The 14457-nt window shown below is 62.0% G+C and carries 17 protein-coding genes and 2 pseudogenes; 5 read left to right on the top strand and 14 right to left on the bottom strand.

Annotated elements, in window-relative coordinates; all coding sequences use genetic code 11:
• Positions 1–4: 4 nt before the first annotated feature.
• The 3 genes from AC1DYW_RS31025 to AC1DYW_RS31015 all read right to left on the bottom strand — a co-directional run bounded on the left by AC1DYW_RS31025 (position 5) and on the right by AC1DYW_RS31015 (position 1952).
• Entirely contained in the window at positions 5–943 is a 939-nt protein-coding gene (locus tag AC1DYW_RS31025; protein ID WP_425352300.1) for a GlxA family transcriptional regulator, read from the bottom strand.
• 349 nt (positions 944–1292) lie between these two features.
• The gene (locus AC1DYW_RS31020; protein WP_167392179.1) at positions 1293–1439 is read right to left on the bottom strand and encodes a hypothetical protein; all 147 of its coding nucleotides are present in this window, start codon (positions 1437–1439) and stop codon (positions 1293–1295) included.
• A 327-nt stretch (positions 1440–1766) separates the two neighbouring features.
• Entirely contained in the window at positions 1767–1952 is a 186-nt protein-coding gene (locus AC1DYW_RS31015) for a hypothetical protein (RefSeq protein WP_095087335.1), read from the bottom strand.
• A 219-nt stretch (positions 1953–2171) separates the two neighbouring features.
• Between AC1DYW_RS31015 and AC1DYW_RS31010 the strand changes: the two genes are divergently transcribed.
• Positions 2172–3071 (top strand): LysR substrate-binding domain-containing protein, encoded by a 900-nt coding sequence (locus tag AC1DYW_RS31010; protein ID WP_095087339.1) that lies wholly within the window; start codon positions 2172–2174, stop codon positions 3069–3071.
• A gap of 228 nt (positions 3072–3299) precedes the next feature.
• Here the strand turns inward: AC1DYW_RS31010 and AC1DYW_RS31005 are convergent, their stop codons facing one another.
• The 3 genes from AC1DYW_RS31005 to AC1DYW_RS30995 all read right to left on the bottom strand — a co-directional run bounded on the left by AC1DYW_RS31005 (position 3300) and on the right by AC1DYW_RS30995 (position 7007).
• Entirely contained in the window at positions 3300–4319 is a 1020-nt protein-coding gene (locus AC1DYW_RS31005; RefSeq protein WP_477228715.1) for an alpha/beta hydrolase fold domain-containing protein, read from the bottom strand.
• 245 nt (positions 4320–4564) lie between these two features.
• A complete protein-coding gene (locus AC1DYW_RS31000) occupies positions 4565–4750 on the bottom strand; it encodes a hypothetical protein (protein ID WP_184873525.1) in 186 nt (61 codons plus the stop codon).
• Positions 4751–4937: 187 nt separating this feature from the next.
• Entirely contained in the window at positions 4938–7007 is a 2070-nt protein-coding gene (locus AC1DYW_RS30995; protein ID WP_477228714.1) for an ASKHA domain-containing protein, read from the bottom strand.
• Between the two features lie 89 nt (positions 7008–7096).
• On the opposite strand from AC1DYW_RS30995, the gene AC1DYW_RS30990 reads away from it, so the two are divergent.
• Entirely contained in the window at positions 7097–7339 is a 243-nt protein-coding gene (locus AC1DYW_RS30990) for a hypothetical protein (protein WP_477228713.1), read from the top strand.
• 79 nt (positions 7340–7418) lie between these two features.
• Here AC1DYW_RS30990 and AC1DYW_RS30985 read toward each other — a convergent pair whose 3' ends face one another.
• The 6 genes from AC1DYW_RS30985 to AC1DYW_RS30960 form a co-directional block, all read right to left on the bottom strand.
• Positions 7419–8393, bottom strand: coding sequence for a methyltetrahydrofolate cobalamin methyltransferase (locus AC1DYW_RS30985; RefSeq protein ID WP_457153730.1), 975 nt, complete (start codon positions 8391–8393; stop codon positions 7419–7421).
• Between the two features lie 83 nt (positions 8394–8476).
• A complete protein-coding gene (locus AC1DYW_RS30980; RefSeq protein WP_477228712.1) occupies positions 8477–9568 on the bottom strand; it encodes a methylenetetrahydrofolate reductase in 1092 nt (363 codons plus the stop codon).
• The gene (locus AC1DYW_RS30975; RefSeq protein WP_184873530.1) at positions 9565–10176 is read right to left on the bottom strand and encodes a methylenetetrahydrofolate reductase C-terminal domain-containing protein; all 612 of its coding nucleotides are present in this window, start codon (positions 10174–10176) and stop codon (positions 9565–9567) included. Before AC1DYW_RS30975 ends, AC1DYW_RS30980 begins: the two co-directional genes overlap by 4 nt.
• On the bottom strand, positions 10169–10471 hold the full coding sequence (locus AC1DYW_RS30970) for a virulence factor (protein WP_457152323.1): 303 nt from the start codon (positions 10469–10471) through the stop codon (positions 10169–10171). Before AC1DYW_RS30970 ends, AC1DYW_RS30975 begins: the two co-directional genes overlap by 8 nt.
• Before the next feature lie 204 nt (positions 10472–10675).
• Complete coding sequence (locus tag AC1DYW_RS30965) at positions 10676–11458, bottom strand: formyl transferase (RefSeq protein WP_477228711.1); 783 nt, start codon at positions 11456–11458, stop codon at positions 10676–10678.
• An 86-nt stretch (positions 11459–11544) separates the two neighbouring features.
• Positions 11545–12120: a DUF4893 domain-containing protein gene (locus AC1DYW_RS30960; RefSeq protein WP_457152321.1), complete on the bottom strand. Its 576-nt coding sequence runs from the start codon at positions 12118–12120 to the stop codon at positions 11545–11547.
• Between the two features lie 121 nt (positions 12121–12241).
• Between AC1DYW_RS30960 and AC1DYW_RS30955 the strand changes: the two are divergent.
• Together AC1DYW_RS30955 and AC1DYW_RS30950 are read left to right on the top strand one after the other, a co-directional pair.
• Positions 12242–12394 (top strand): annotated as a pseudogene (locus tag AC1DYW_RS30955) (NAD-dependent epimerase/dehydratase family protein); the annotation flags it as partial.
• A pseudogene (locus tag AC1DYW_RS30950) lies at positions 12381–12833 on the top strand (NAD-dependent epimerase/dehydratase family protein); the annotation flags it as partial. The pseudogenes AC1DYW_RS30955 and AC1DYW_RS30950, both read left to right, overlap by 14 nt.
• Positions 12834–13161: 328 nt before the next feature.
• Here the strand turns inward: AC1DYW_RS30950 and AC1DYW_RS30945 are convergent.
• Positions 13162–13794, bottom strand: a complete 633-nt coding sequence (locus AC1DYW_RS30945; RefSeq protein ID WP_095087380.1) for a DUF1638 domain-containing protein — start codon at positions 13792–13794, stop codon at positions 13162–13164.
• Positions 13795–13858: 64 nt separating this feature from the next.
• Between AC1DYW_RS30945 and AC1DYW_RS30940 the strand changes: the two genes are divergently transcribed.
• Positions 13859–13999 carry an entericidin A/B family lipoprotein gene (locus AC1DYW_RS30940; protein WP_095087994.1) on the top strand — a complete coding sequence of 47 codons (141 nt, stop codon included), beginning with the start codon at positions 13859–13861 and terminating at the stop codon, positions 13997–13999.
• 88 nt (positions 14000–14087) lie between these two features.
• Here the strand turns inward: AC1DYW_RS30940 and AC1DYW_RS30935 are convergent.
• Positions 14088–14457: cobalamin-dependent protein (locus AC1DYW_RS30935; RefSeq protein WP_189562359.1), on the bottom strand; the 370-nt coding region annotated here is incomplete at its 5' end.

Below are 14457 nucleotides of genomic sequence, written 5' to 3'. Positions count from 1 at the left end.
CGGCTCAGGCCGCCAGCAACTGCTTGCGGTCGACGCGCTCCTGCTGCGGTGATCGGGCATAGAGCTCGCGGTAGCATTTGGAGAAATGCGAGGCCGAGACGAAGCCGCAGGCGACCGCCACCTCGACCACCGGCATCGACGACTGGATCAGCAGATGCCTGGCGCGGTCGAGCCGGATTTCCAGATAGTAGCGGGCAGGGGACCGTCCCATCTCGGTGCGGAACAGCCGCTCGATCTGCCGGCGCGACAGGTCGACATGATCAGCGATCTCGATGAGCGACAACGGTTCGGACAGGTTCGCCTCCATCAGTTCGATGATGGTCAGCACCTTCGAGTTCTGCACGCCGAGCCGGGCGCGCAGCGGCAGGCGCTGGCGGTCGGTCGGGCTGCGCACGCGGTCGGTCAGCACCTGCTCGCAGACGCGGTTGACGAGGTTCTCGTCGAAATCGTCGCCGATCAGCTTCAGCATCATGTCGAGTGCCGCGGTGCCGCCGGCGCAGGTGTAGATGTTCTGGTCGATCTCGAAGAGGTCGGCAAAGACATTGGCCTTCGGGAACGCCTCGGAAAAGCCCGGCAGGTTCTCCCAGTGGATGGCGCAGCGCTTGTTGGACAGCAGGCCCGCGGCGGCGAGGATATGCGCGCCGGTACAGAGGCCGCCGACGGCGACGCCGCGATTGTACTCCTCGCGCAGCCAGGCGAAGGCCGACTTGTTCTGATAGCGCTCGACATTGACGCCGCTGCAGACGATGGCCATGTTCGGCCGGTCAGGGCCCGCCATCTTTTTGCGCTCTTCCTCCAGCGACGTGTTGACCGCGCATTCGACCCCGTTCGAGGCGCGCACCGGCTTGCCGTCGATGCTGGCGAGGCGCCAGCGATAGGCCTCATAGCCAAGCATGCGGTTGGCCGAGCGCAACGGGTCGAGCGCGGTCGCAAACGCGATCATGGTGAAATCGGGAATAAGAAAGAATACAAACGATCGCTTGATCGGATGCTTTACGGCGTTCAAGGGAACCTCACGCAGCCATGACGCGAACAGGATGTCGCGATTAGCATAGCGACATCAGGAAAAACCATGTCTGTCAATCGGCTACGCGGCCAGGACACGATTAAATTTGCGACATGGGTCGCAAATGGGCAATCGGGTGTTCAGCGAGGCCTGCACGCGACGCCCAACTGTTCAGCAACAGGCAGATCACGCCTTGCGGGGGGAAACAAAAACGCCGCCTTGGGAGGAACCAGGCGGCGTTGCAGTTTTAAAGCAGCGGCAGGGAAGCGCTGCCTGCAAGAAAAATTCAGGCGACGAAGCCGAGGCGCGCCGCAGCCATCGCGCCGGTCTGGCCGGGCATGGTGTTGGCAAGGCGCTGACGCTCGAGAGCGGTGGTCAGGTTCATTTCGCGGCGGGCGAAGAGGCGGGCAAAAAGCTTCATGATGATCTCCATTCGGTTGCTCAGACGGGTCGCCTTCGCTTGATGGAGTGGGGCAGCTCGTTTGCTGACGCTGATATAGGCTTGTGCTGCGTAAAACTAAATCGCAAAAGCGAAGCGCTTGTTATGAAATGCGACACCGATTGCGACAATTTTGGGCAGCATGCTCGAAATTTACGATTGTTTACAAGGGACTAATTGGGAAACCGGGTCGCTATGCGGCTTGCTCATATGCGTCATGCGCTGGCGACATGGCTCCAAAACTCATTTGAATACAAATAAAACAAAGAAGGCCTGCCGGGCGGCTTGCGCGGCAGGCCTTCAGCACATGGTACACACGATTTACTTTGCTCCAGCCCACGATCCGACGCCGTTGCGAACCCCGGTCTTGGTGTCGGCAGCTTCAGGCCAGCCGATGTCCTTCTGCAGTTCGATAGGCAGGGAGTGGATGGCACGTTCGGTCTGGTAGCGGGCGCGGGCTGCGCTAAATTCGGTCGCGATCCGACCGATGGACGACAGGATAGACATTTCTTTCTCCTTTGGTGCTGGCGGATGCCAGACGGTGAGTTGGTTACGTCGCTTTTGTTTCAACTGCATTTCATGTCGATTGCAGGTTTGTATCGTGGTCGTTTCGGGGCCACTTCCAATGCGTCCTGCCTCGATGGTGTTGACTATCGTCCCAATCTGATGTTCAATCAAACGAAATGGAATGATGCTTTGTATCAGAAAAATTGAAGGTCGATTCCCATGAACGCCCCACTCAATCATCCACTGCCACTGCTCGATCTCGACGTTTTGCGCACTTTCGTGGCGATTGCAGAGACAGGCAGCTTCACCACCGCCGCCAATGCCGTCTTCCGCACGCCGTCGGCTGTCTCCATGCAGATCAAGAAGCTGGAGGACATTCTCGGCCGCTCGGTGTTCGCGCGCGACGCCCGCTCGGTGTCGCTGACCACGGATGGCGAAATGCTGCTCGGCTATGCCCGCAGGCTGCTGTCGATCAACCGCGAGGTGGTGTCGAAATTCATCATTCCCGAGATTGTCGGCGTTGTCCGGCTCGGCTCGCCGGATGACTATGGCGAGCGCGTGCTGCCGCATGTGCTGAAGCGTTTTGCGCAATCGCATCCGTCGATCGCCGTCGACGTCACCATCGACCAGAGCAGCAATCTGCGCCGGCGCATGGACGACCGCGCGCTCGACATCACGCTCTTGACCAACTCCTACAAGACCAGTGCGCTCGGCGCCGAGGTGCTGCTCACCGAGCCGATCGTCTGGGCCGGTGCCAAGGGCGGCTGCGCGCATCTGCGCGAACCCTTGCCGGTATCGCTCTGGGAAGAGGGCTGCGCCTGGCGGGCCGGCGCACTTGAGGCGCTTGGACGCGAAGGCCGCAACTATCGCATCGCCTATATGAGTGCGCACACGGCCGGCCAGCGCGCCGCGATCATGTCCGATCTCGCCGTGGCGCCGCTGCCGAAGTCATTCCTCGGCAACGACATGGTCGAACTCTGCCCGAAGGACGGTATGCCCGACATCGGCACTTACAATCTGGCGATGGTGGTGGCGCCGGACGCCAGCGCGCCGGTCAAGGCCGTTGCCGACCATATCCGCGCGACCTTCGAAGTGTTCCGGGAAACCGGCAAGTTCTGATACGCCGGCTGTGAACCGCGTTTCAGTGCTCAGCGATCTTATCACATGTGGGAAGCCGATTGATGTTCTGGCTGCAAACGTAAGCGACCTGGGTTGGTCCGAGACGCCCGTGGTCGTCCTGACCACTGATCATATTTTGAGTGTGCTCCGACGGTTCCAGGAAGGAGAGCTCACCGCTGCGGACGTGGAGGCTTGGGCAGATCTGATCGAATGCAGGGAAGATATCGACTACCAGCCAGAGCGAGATGAAGACATAGTGGAAGCAATTTTCGTGCTGGCCAATCCGGTGTTGAATGGTTCGTTAGATGAAGCCTTGACCGACCAGGTGATCGCCTCGATCTCGGCTTGACCAAAGGTTTTTTCCCCGGCCAGGAAGGTCACGATGCTGTCGCGCGCCCGCCGTGCTTCAGGCATGTCGATCAGTGGCCAAACGTGGAACATACCTTCCTCGTAGACGACCTCCACTTCGACGCCGGCCGCGCGCGCCTTTTGCGCGAAGATCAGATTATCTGGACTGAGGAGGTCGTGCGAGCCGGTTAGGAGCAGCGTTTTAGGCAGCACCGAGAGGTCGCCATAGAGCGGGCTGATGTGCCAGTCGCTGCGATCGAAGCCGGCGCTGTAGAGCCGGACAGCCTCCATCCCGCCCGAAATGCCCAGCCAGGGGTCGCGGCGTTCGGCCTCGAACACTTCGGGGTTGGAAAGCGACATGTCGAGGCCGGGCGAAATCAGCACATGGCGCGACGGCAGGGGCAGGGCCTGTTCCGCGGCCATCATGGTCAGCACGACGGCCATGTTGCCGCCGGCGGAATCGCCCATGAAGACGATATCCTCGGCCTCCGTCTCGTCGAGCATCTGGCGGTAGACGTCGCCGACCATGCCGAACATGGCATGGAAATCGTGTTCGGGAGCGATGGGATAGATCGGCACGGTGATGCCGTAACCCAGCCGGTCGGCCATGTCGGCGATAAGGTGCCAGTGATAGGGCGTGATTTCAAAGACATAGGCGCCGCCGTGCAGATAGAGCATCCGCTTCTGCTCGCCGGCCTTGGGTGCGATTTCATAGACGGGGAAGCCATCGACCGTATGCATCTGGATGTCGAGACGCTGATGCAGTGAGGCGGGCGGTTGGTGGGTCTCGGTCTTGCGCGCGGTAGCGATCCAGCGCTGCAGGTTCTCCGGGCTGGAAAACGCCTTCTTGCGGCTGTACCGGAGCACGAAGGACACGACGTGGCTTTTCAAACTTGGCATGCGGATACACGAACTTCGGCGGCAGCCGACTAAGAGAATTCCCCTCTCTCGCGAAGATCGTGCCGTGGCCGAAAATGTCAAGTTATACGCTATGTCTACACGGTGGTGTGATCCGCGCCGTGGTGCTTGCGCCGACGATCAACGCCGCAGCAGAAGCGCGGCGCGCAGCCGAGTGTTGCCAGGCGCCGAGGTCGCATGGGGGCTCCGACGCCTAATGAGCAGTTTGCATTTGTCGGTGAATGTCATCAGCGCGCCGTGCCCAGAAGCAGCGAGATGAGCGCGGCCTGCGGGTCGTTCGGCGGCGATGCCGGCCAACCAATGTCCTTCTGGACATGCGGCGGCAAGCTGTTCATGGCCCGGATCGACTTCTTCCTGTCGTGGGCAAACTTGATGGCCGCACCATAACGGCCGAGGCTTTCGAACATCGACATTTTGGTTTCCTCCGGAAGGTCACTGCGGCAGGAAGACATTTCCGGCCGGCCTTCGACGCCGGCTTAAATGCGCCGCGCATGTTTCCAGCGGATTTCACGAAAACAACGCTTCGGTTTCCGAATCGGCAGATCCGGAAACATTTGCATGCAAATGAGTTGGAGAGGCTGGCGACCTGGGCGCGCCCGCTTATTCCCGGCCGCGCCGGGCGGCGTGGCCCTCGCGTGAACGCCGGCGCGGAGCGGCGTCTCCGGCGACACCGTCCTCGCTCACCGTCTTGCGCGGCGGCAGTTTCACCGCCGCCGACAGTTTCGGGAACGGATCGACCTTGTTGGGCAGCGCCATGGCGTAGACGAAATGCTCCTGGAATTTCGGTTCCAGTGCGGTTTCGATCTTCTCGATCTTGCTGACCGTGTCCTCGATCTCGCGGCGATAGCCGCGGTTGAGCAGCGCCATGCGTGCACCGGCACCGGCGGCGTTGCCGACAGCCGAAACCTTGTCGAGATCGCAATCCGGGATCAGGCCCAGCACCATGGCGTATTTCGGATCGATGAAGGAGCCGAAGGCACCGGCGAAATGGATGCGGTCGACATGATCGGTGTTCTGCTTTTCCATCAACAGCTTGGTGCCGGCGTAAAGCGCTGCCTTGGCAAGCTGGATGGCGCGCACGTCGGTCTGGGTGATGGTGATCTTCGGCTCGCCTTCCTTCAGCACGTAGGAGAAGGTGCGGCCATTGGCGGTGACGCGCGGCGAGCGGGCGGCAAGTCCGCCATCGATGACGCCGTCCTCGGAGATGATGCCGGAGAGATACATTTCCGCCACAACCTCGATGATGCCGGAGCCGCAGATGCCGGTGACGCCGGTCGCCTGCACGCTGTCGAGGAAGCCCGGCTCGTCGGACCACAATTCCGAGCCGATGACGCGATATTTCGGCTCCAGCGTGTCGGGGTCGATGCGCACGCGCTCAATGGCACCGGGGGCGGCGCGCTGGCCGCCGGAGATTTCCGCGCCCTCGAAAGCGGGGCCGGTGGGCGAGGAGGCGGCGACGACGCGCGTGCGGTTGCCAAGCACGATCTCGGCATTGGTGCCGACGTCGACGATCAGCATCATCTCGTCCTGGCGATGCGGGCCTTCCGACAGCGTCACCGCTGCCGCATCGGCGCCGACATGGCCGGCGATGCAAGGCAGCATGTAGAGCCGGGCTCCCTGGTTGAGCTTCAGGCCGATGTCGGAAGCCTTGACGTGCACCGCGCCTGAAACCGCTAGTGCGAAGGGCGCGCCGCCAAGCTCGGTCGGGTCGATACCGAGGAACAGATGGTGCATGATCGGATTGCCGACGAAGACGGAATCCAGGATGTCGTTGCGGTGGACATTGCCTTCGGCGCAGACCTTGTCGACAAGGCCGGAGATCGCTTCGCGCACGGCGACCGTCATGCCTTCGCGACCGTCGGGGTTCATCATCACGTAGGAGACCCGGCTCATCAGGTCCTCGCCGAAGCGGATCTGCGGGTTCGACGTGCCCGACGAGGCAGCGACGCGGCCCGACAGCAGCGACACCAGATGCATGGCAATGGTGGTCGAGCCGATATCGCAGGCCAACCCATAGGCTTCGTTCTTAAGGCCCGGCCACAAAGCGATGACGCGTGCGGTCTCCGAGTCGGCATCCTTGTAGATGGCAGCGGTGGCGGTCCAGCTGCCCTTGCGCAGAATGCCTTGCACTTGCGGCAAGAGATAAAAATCGAACTCCAGGCTCTTGAGGTTCCAGTCCTTCATCAGGGCGATCTTGAGGCGGTCGAGATCCCCGAGCGGCTTATGCATGTCGGGCTCTTCGATTTCGACATAGCACATGCGGATTGCCGCATCGCGGGCGATCACCCTGGTGTCGGCATCCTTGCGGATGGTCTGCGCGTTGATGACCGTGTCCTGAGGCACGTCGATGACGAGGTCGCCGAGGATCTGCGCCGAGCAGGACAGGCGGCGCCGTTCGGGCAGGCCGCGCACGCGCTCGTAGCGCTCTTCCTTGGCGCCCTTGGGCGAGATGTGGTCGTTGGATGAGACGATCTTGTGCTTGGCGAAATTGCCTTCCTGCACTTCGATCTGGCAGCGCCCACAGGTAGCGCGTCCGCCGCAGACGCTTTCGACATAGACGCCGAGCTGGCGCGCGGCATCGAGCACGGGCGTGCCGACAGGAAACCGCCCGCGCTTGCCCGACGGCATGAACAGCACGAGCGGATCGGTGATGTTGGCAGGTGAATTCATGCTTGCACGCGTCTCGATGACGATTGTCGATGCCGTTTAACGGATCGTTTCGCTATTGGGCGGAATGTTTGATGGTCCAGAGGCCAATCATGTCCGATCTCCTCCTGTCCGCCATAACAACCGCTTTTACCATGGTGCGCCTGCTGCGCGGCCCATGGCTGCGCAATCCGCAATATCTGGCGTCCGGTATCGTCGGCGCGATTGTCGGAGCATTGCTGCTCCACGGGTTCTGGCCGGCCGCCGACGACGACTTCATTGTCGGCGGGCTGACCGGCATTTTCGGGTCGTGGGCGGGAATGGTGCTGTTCGACGCCATTTTGGGCATGGCCTGACCGAAACGCACACCGTCCCGACGGCATCATCTGCACGATCGGTTCGGTGAGGTTTACAAGACAGTCCACGATTGCGCGCTTATCCCCGACCCATCCGGGCTTCACGGCCGCCACGGCGGCGTCCACCATTGCCGGCGCCTTCGCCCGGCGCGTTGACTTGCGTCGGTGCGGCTACCGCCTGGCCGCCTTCGGCCGGCTTGTAGTCCTTGTAGGTGCGAATCCAGTTGGTGCAGTTCTCGTCGGTGCCGTTGAGCACATTGGCGCCGCGCACGGCTTCCATTTCCTGCGGGCGCACCGGGTTCATGATCGCGCTGGTCATGCCGGCGCCGATCACCATCGGGATGAAGGCGGCATTGATGCCGTGGCGATGCGGCAGGCCAAAGGAGATATTGGACAGGCCGCAAGTGGTGTTCACCTTGAGCTCTTCGCGAAGCCGACGCAGCAGCGCGAACACTTGGCGGCCGGCATCGCCGAGCGCGCCGATCGGCATCACCAGAGGGTCGACGACGACGTCGTGCGCGGGAATGCCGAAATCGGCGCAACGCTGCACGATCTTCTTGGCGACGGCGAAACGCACATCCGGATCCATCGAAATGCCGGTCTCGTCATTGGAGATGGCGACGACAGGGACGTTGTACTTCTTGACCAGCGGCAGGATGGCCTCGAGCTTTTCTTCCTCGCCGGTGACGGAGTTGACCAGTGGCCGGCCCTTGGCGACCTTCAACGCGGCCTCGATCGCGGCGGTGACCGACGAGTCGATCGACAGTGGTAGGTCGACGAGGCCCTGGACGATTTCCAGCGTCTGCACCAGCAGGCCGGGTTCGGTCTCGTTCGGGTTGACCGAGGTAACGCCGGCATTGACGTCGAGCATGGTGGCGCCACAGGCTGCCTGCTCGAGCGCATCCTTGATGACCGTCTCGAAGTTGCCCACGATCATCTCGGCGGCCAGCTTCTTGCGGCCGGTCGGATTGATGCGTTCGCCAATCACGCAGAACGGCTGGTCGAAGCCGATGATGATTTCTCGTGTCGCCGAGGCGACGATGGTCCGGGTCATGAATTCTCTCTCCGCCGTGATATAAAGATTTCTTTATATCGTTGTCTGGTTTCGTTCAAGCGAACAGGTGCTCGTCCGCGCCGTCAGTGCGCGGTCTTCACCATCTCCACCTGCGTTTCGGTAATGTCGTCGTGCAGTATGTGCCCGAGCCGGTCGGCGACCATCTGGTCGTCGCGACGGATTTCGCGTTTCCATGGCTGGCGGCCCTTCAGCACGCCCGATTCATCGACGATCTCGGCGACATATTCCTCCTGGCGATAGGCCATCACATGGACGCCGGAGACGCCGGAGATTTCCTTCACCTCATTGATGATGTCGATGCAGAGCTGCTTGCCTTCCTTCTTCTGGTCTTGCGCGCCCTCCAGCCGCTTGATGACCGAATCGGGGATGTGGATGCCCGGCACGTTGGAGCGGATCCATTTGGCTGTCTTGGCCGAGGCCAGCGGTCCGACGCCAACCAGGATGAAGCACTGTTCGGTGTAGCCGAGGTCGCGCACCTTCTGCATGTAGGTCCGGAACATAGGCACGTCGAAACAATACTGGCTCTGCACGAATTGCGCGCCGGCGGCGATCTTCTTGCCCAACCGATGCGGGCGGAAATCGATTGGCGGTGCGAACGGATTGATCGCCGCACCAAGGAAAAGCTGCGGCGGCGTCGTCAGCTTGCGGCCGGACAGGAACTTGCCGTTGTCGCGCATGACGCGGCAGGTTTCCAGGAGCGACATGCAGTCGAGGTCGAAGACCGGCTTGGCGCCGGGCTGGTCGCCGGCCTGCACGCCGTCGCCGGTCAGGCACAGCATGTTGGCGACGCCCATCGCAGCCCCGCCCAGCACGTCGCCCTGAATGGCGATGCGGTTCTTGTCGCGGCAGGCGATCTGCATGATCGGCGCATAGCCCATGCGGGTCAAAAGCGCACAGATGCCAACCGACGACATGTGGCAGTTGGCACCCGAGGCGTCGACGGCGTTGATGGCGTCAACCCAGCCGTCGAAGATCTTCGCCCGGTTGTAGACGTCTTCCGGGTCGGCGCTGTCGGGCGGGTTGAGTTCGGTCGTGACCGCGAATTCACCACGCCGCAGGACACGTTCCAGCCGGCCGCGCGAGGTGTGGCCGGGCAGGGGGTCGAGCGGCAGATGGATGCCGGCCGGGTTCTCGTCGCGCTGGCTTCCGATCATGCCGATGCCCCGGTGTTTGCCGCGCCATTCTTGGCGGCAGCGGCGGCTTCGCGCGCGGCGGCCGCCTGCGCGGTGACCCGCAACCAGGCCGAGGTTTCGCGCAGCGACTGATCGACCGGCTTCTGCACGGTCAGGATCCTGTCATTGTGGACCATATTCTGCGAGCCTTCCCAGGCCTTGACCCAGACGCAGGGCATATCAGGCTCGACCTCGCAATTGCCGTTGGCGCGCACGCCGCCGCAAGGGCCGTTGCGCAATTGCTTGGGGCAATTCATCGGGCAGGACATGCCGGTCGAGGACAATATGCATTGGCCGCACATGCGGCAGTCGAACATGAAGCCCTTGACGCGCTTCTCGACAAATTTGACCGGCCCTTCGACACGGCCGTAGCCGATGCCCTTCCACAAGGGGTGGAGGAGCAGGAACATGTCGGCGAATCTGGCATAGAACCATTCGAGCAATCGCGAGTGCCGCACCGACCATAGTCTGACCGCGAACGAACGCTGCACGCGCCGCTGCGGCGACACGTCGGCCGGCTTGTAGTCGGATTTCGGCGCTGCCTTCTTGACCAGAGTGGCCTGGGTAACCGTTGGCTGGGTGTCAGACATTTTCTTTGCCGCCCGCCTTGACCAGAGCGACCAGCCGCTCACGGTCGTATGTCATGTCGATGTCCTGGAACGCCTTCTCGACCTCGGCTTCGAGGTCGTCGCCAACCGGAACAGGATCGGCCTTGCGCCATTCGGCCAGATAGTCATCTGTGCCGCCGGCGCCGGTGCGCATGGCGCACATGTCAATCGCTTCGGTGAAGCGCAGCGGCAGTTCGCGCTTGGCGTTCTGCCGGCCCTTCTTGACGATGACCTGGGCAGGGATGTCGCGCCAGTAGACGACGATCAGATCGGCCATGAATTCTCACTCCTCGATGGAGCGAGCATTGCCGGAAGCGCAGTTGGGCCGCTTGTTATGGGACGACGCGCGCGCATTCAAAAGCGACGCATTCGGATGTCGTAAAATGAAAGGTGCGTTTATTCGTTTCCGGCGTGTGCCGGCGGCAGGTTCTATGTGTCGGAAAAGCCGGCGCGGTGCACCCGATCGCAGATCATGATTGCGCTACCAAATGCCGGTTCTCAGGCCTGTCCAGAGGTAGAACCAGATCGTGGGGTGATACCATTGTTTCGACGGCAGGCCCGGGTCGATGGTGGCAAGTTTTCCGGCCAGCACGTCGCTGACCGCTTCGACGCAGATGTCGCGCGAAAACGCGGCCTGGCGCAGCGCGTAGCTCGAAATGCTGTCGCCGCGTTTGGGCTGCGCGCGCACCTGTTTCAACACCGCGCCCGTATCGACGCCGGCATCGACCAGATGCACGGTGGTGCCGAAATTCTGCGCATCACCTGATGCCAGAGCCCAATAGCCGCCATTCATGCCGCGATATTTCGGCGTGATGCCCGCATGGTAGTTGAGCACCGGGCAGGGCATTTTGCGCAGCATCTCGGCCGAGATCAGTCGGCAACCGTTGAGCAGCACGACGCCTGGCTGGATCTTTTGGATCGCCTGCAGGCACTCAGGCCCATTGGCCGAGGCCACCTGGATAATCTCCTGGCCTGGTCGCGGCTCAACCTCCAGTCTCTCCTCGGCGATCAATCGCGCGCCATGGCGAGCCAGCAGCCGCTTGCCCACCCTGCTCAGCACCATCGTGCCAAGCTGGCCCATGGCCGAGACCCAACCCTGGCGGCGAGCCCGGCCACGCAGCAATTGCTTTTTGGATTCAGGGGTTTCGAGGATGACGCTGACAGGACCGACGCGATCGGCGATTGCGTTGATCATGGCCCAGACATGCTGGCCGCCGCCGGTCACGACGACGATCGACGCGCTGGTTCCAACCCGTGAAGACATGGCCCGCTTTCCTGCCTTGCACGCGGCCGGCTGCCGCATGCTGGCCGGATTTGTGCCGGAATGGGGTTAAATCTTGATGACCACGCTCAGCGCTTGAACTCGATGATGTCGAGCTTCGATTCGTAATAGGGTGCTGGAAATTCGATGCGCCATTGGCTGGCGCTGTTGCGGAAGGCATAGCCGACCTGGTCGGTTTGCGGGCCACTGCCATAGGGTTTTGCCGGATCGCTGTTGACATAGGCCGAGCCAAGATAGATCGCGCGCTTCTCGCCATCGTCGAAGAAACGGCCCTTGGTGCGTTGCGAGCCGCTGATCTTTTCCAGTCGCCAGCCGGAGCCGTCGTCGGTCACCTTGCACTTGAACCAGCCATAGATGACGAGCGGCAATGGTCCGCCGGCCTTGATGGTGCGGCACTGCCAGTTGCCGGTCAGGTCCTTGTCGGAAAACGCCACCAGCGGTTTTGCCAGCAAGGCGTCGAGCTGCTTGACCTCGGCGGGATCTCCCGCCTTCGCCTCGGCCAGCGCCTCCTTGCGGGTCTCGCCATATTTGTCGAGCCGTGTCTTGTCGGCGGCGGTGATCAGTTTCTGCACCTCACCATCGGCAAGGGCGGGAAGGGTGCAGCAGAGCAGACCGACAGCGGCGAGCAGTGGACGAAGGATCATAGGAGGCCTCCCGGTTGATGTCTCGAGCAGCGCCGCTGCTGACCTGGTGCATAACTATCGGGTCGCTGGCGCCTGTCATCCGTGCTTAACAGCGTCACGGTCAAAAATCATGGTGTGACGAATGCGAATCTTGCTCACGGGATCGTCGGGTTGGCTGGGCAGCGCGCTTTCGCCGCGCCTGCGGGCCCTCGGCCACGATGTCACAGGCCTCGATCCCGTTCCATCGAGGGAGACCCGGATTGTCGGCTCGATCGCCGATCGTGATCTGGTCCTGCGCACTGTCCGCGACAACCGGATCGAGGCGATCATCCACAGCGGTGCGCTGCACAAGCCCAATATCGAGAACCGCGCCAACAGCATTTTTTGTCGCGACCAACGTGCAAGGCACGTTGAACCTGCTCGACGCGGCGGTGGTGTCCGGCGTGGAGCGCTTCGTCTTCACGTCGACGACCTCGTTGATGATTTCACAGGCGATACGCGACGGGTTCGAGGGTGGTGCGCGCAAGGCCGCCTGGCTGACCGAGGCGATGTCGCCCGAGCCGCGCAACATCTACGGCGTCACCAAGCTTTCGGCCGAACATCTTTGCCGCCTCTATCATATCCAGCACGGCCTGCCGGTGGTGGTGTTGCGCACCGCCCGCTTCTTTCCCGAAGCCGACGACATGGCGCATGCGATCGAACAGTCGGATGCCAACACCAAGGCCAATGAACTGCTGTTTCGCCGGTTGACGGTGGATGACGCGGCCGCTGCCCACATCCTTGCCCTCGAAAAGGCGCCGCGGCTCGGTTTCGACGTTTTCATCGTGTCGGCGCCGACGCCGTTCCGGCCCGATGATTGCGCCGCACTGATCGCCGACGCCCCGTCGGTCGTCGCGCGCTATTTTCCGGACTTTCTGGCGCTCTACGCGCGAAAAGGCTGGACGATGTTTGGCTCCATCGACCGCGTCTATGACGCCTCGCGGGCAAGCGACCGGCTGGTTTCGTCTGCCGGACGAGCTTTGCCGATGTGCTTGCGGAGTTGCGGACGGAAGTGGGCGTCGCCTAGCCAGCGTGTGCCGCGGCCTGCGCCATTCCGGCCGTCAGGTCGCCATAGCCGGTCGCCCGGCGCTCATAGGCGAGGCCGAGCAATTTTGCGGCTTTTTCCGCGACCTTGTCCAACTCCGGATCGTCGGTCTGGGCGAGGTAGATCAGCTTCTCGTAGTTGCCGAAATAGTCCTTGATCAGCTCCGGGTGCTTGTCGAGGCCGAGCGGCTTCATGAAGAAGGCGTCGAACTGACGACACAGGAAATCGGTCATGTAGAAGGACATCATGTCGTCGTCGGCGACTTTCGCATAGGCCTCCATGCCTTGATAGAAGGCAAAGCAATGCGGGCCGGCCATGCGCTCGACGCCGTGCTTCTCGCAGATCCGGTCGAGCAGGCCACCGGTGCCACAATCGGCATAGCCGACGAAGATGTGTTCGTAGCCGTCCGCCTTGGCCTTCTCGATGGCCTTGTCCATGGCCGGCGCGATGCGATCCGGATAGAAATGAAATTCCGCCGGCAGGCAGGTCAGATCGAGGTGATCCAGTCCGAGCTGTTCCTTGACGGCCAGAACTTCGCGCGCAATCATCCCACAGGCGATGACGAGCAGCCTGTCGTCTTGATTCGGTTTCGTTTTTTGTATCTTGGCCATGGAACCAGTCGAGCCGGCCTTCGTTGCTGCGGGGCTAATTTATCTATTGAGGGAGACACCGTCCATGAAACTGTTACGCATCGCGCCGATAGCCATCCTTGCCTGCGCCCTGGCCCTTACGGCATGTGCGAACACCGTCCGCGGCGTCGGCAAAGATGTCAAATCGACGGCCAGGGCGGTCGAGGACACCGTCACCAAGCCCTGATCCGCACACAGCCTCACCCACCACTTGGGAACAAAAAAGCCGCGCTGCAAGGCGCGGCTTTTTCCATTGTCCATGCCGGATTGGCCAATCACGCCGAAGCGCGGACGTTGTGCTTGCGCTTCATGAAGTCCTTGGCGGTCTCGACCGCCACCGCGGCGTCGCGGCAATAGGCATCGGCGCCGACGGCCTTGCCGAATTCCTCGTTCAGTGGCGCACCGCCGACCAGCACGACATAATCGTCGCGGATGCCCTTTTCCTTCATCGTGTCGATGACGACCTTCATGTAGGGCATGGTCGTGGTCAGCAGTGCCGACATGCCGATGATGTCGGGCTGGTGCTGTTCGATCGCATCGAGATATTTCTCGACCGCATTGTTGATGCCGAGGTCGATGACGTCGAAGCCGGCACCTTCCATCATCATGCCGACGAGGTTCTTGCCGATGTCGTGGATGTCGCCC

The organism is Mesorhizobium sp. P2_D5, assembly GCF_056404355.1.
Note: the sequence above shows the minus strand (reverse complement) of the source record. Positions and strands in the feature narration are given on the sequence as shown.

Bases quoted from the DNA above. Each gene is read 5' to 3' on its own strand.
- AC1DYW_RS31025 (WP_425352300.1), bottom strand. From the start codon at position 943: ATGATCGCGTTTGCGACCGCGCTCGACCCGTTGCGCTCGGCCAACCGC.
- AC1DYW_RS31020 (WP_167392179.1), bottom strand. From the start codon at position 1,439: ATGGAGATCATCATGAAGCTTTTTGCCCGCCTCTTCGCCCGCCGCGAA.
- AC1DYW_RS31015 (WP_095087335.1), bottom strand. From the start codon at position 1,952: ATGTCTATCCTGTCGTCCATCGGTCGGATCGCGACCGAATTTAGCGCA.
- AC1DYW_RS31010 (WP_095087339.1), top strand. From the start codon at position 2,172: ATGAACGCCCCACTCAATCATCCACTGCCACTGCTCGATCTCGACGTT.
- AC1DYW_RS31005 (WP_477228715.1), bottom strand. From the start codon at position 4,319: ATGCCAAGTTTGAAAAGCCACGTCGTGTCCTTCGTGCTCCGGTACAGC.
- AC1DYW_RS31000 (WP_184873525.1), bottom strand. From the start codon at position 4,750: ATGTCGATGTTCGAAAGCCTCGGCCGTTATGGTGCGGCCATCAAGTTT.
- AC1DYW_RS30995 (WP_477228714.1), bottom strand. From the start codon at position 7,007: ATGAATTCACCTGCCAACATCACCGATCCGCTCGTGCTGTTCATGCCG.
- AC1DYW_RS30990 (WP_477228713.1), top strand. From the start codon at position 7,097: ATGTCCGATCTCCTCCTGTCCGCCATAACAACCGCTTTTACCATGGTG.
- AC1DYW_RS30985 (WP_457153730.1), bottom strand. From the start codon at position 8,393: ATGACCCGGACCATCGTCGCCTCGGCGACACGAGAAATCATCATCGGC.
- AC1DYW_RS30980 (WP_477228712.1), bottom strand. From the start codon at position 9,568: ATGATCGGAAGCCAGCGCGACGAGAACCCGGCCGGCATCCATCTGCCG.
- AC1DYW_RS30975 (WP_184873530.1), bottom strand. From the start codon at position 10,176: ATGTCTGACACCCAGCCAACGGTTACCCAGGCCACTCTGGTCAAGAAG.
- AC1DYW_RS30970 (WP_457152323.1), bottom strand. From the start codon at position 10,471: ATGGCCGATCTGATCGTCGTCTACTGGCGCGACATCCCTGCCCAGGTC.
- AC1DYW_RS30965 (WP_477228711.1), bottom strand. From the start codon at position 11,458: ATGTCTTCACGGGTTGGAACCAGCGCGTCGATCGTCGTCGTGACCGGC.
- AC1DYW_RS30960 (WP_457152321.1), bottom strand. From the start codon at position 12,120: ATGATCCTTCGTCCACTGCTCGCCGCTGTCGGTCTGCTCTGCTGCACC.
- AC1DYW_RS30945 (WP_095087380.1), bottom strand. From the start codon at position 13,794: ATGGCCAAGATACAAAAAACGAAACCGAATCAAGACGACAGGCTGCTC.
- AC1DYW_RS30940 (WP_095087994.1), top strand. From the start codon at position 13,859: ATGAAACTGTTACGCATCGCGCCGATAGCCATCCTTGCCTGCGCCCTG.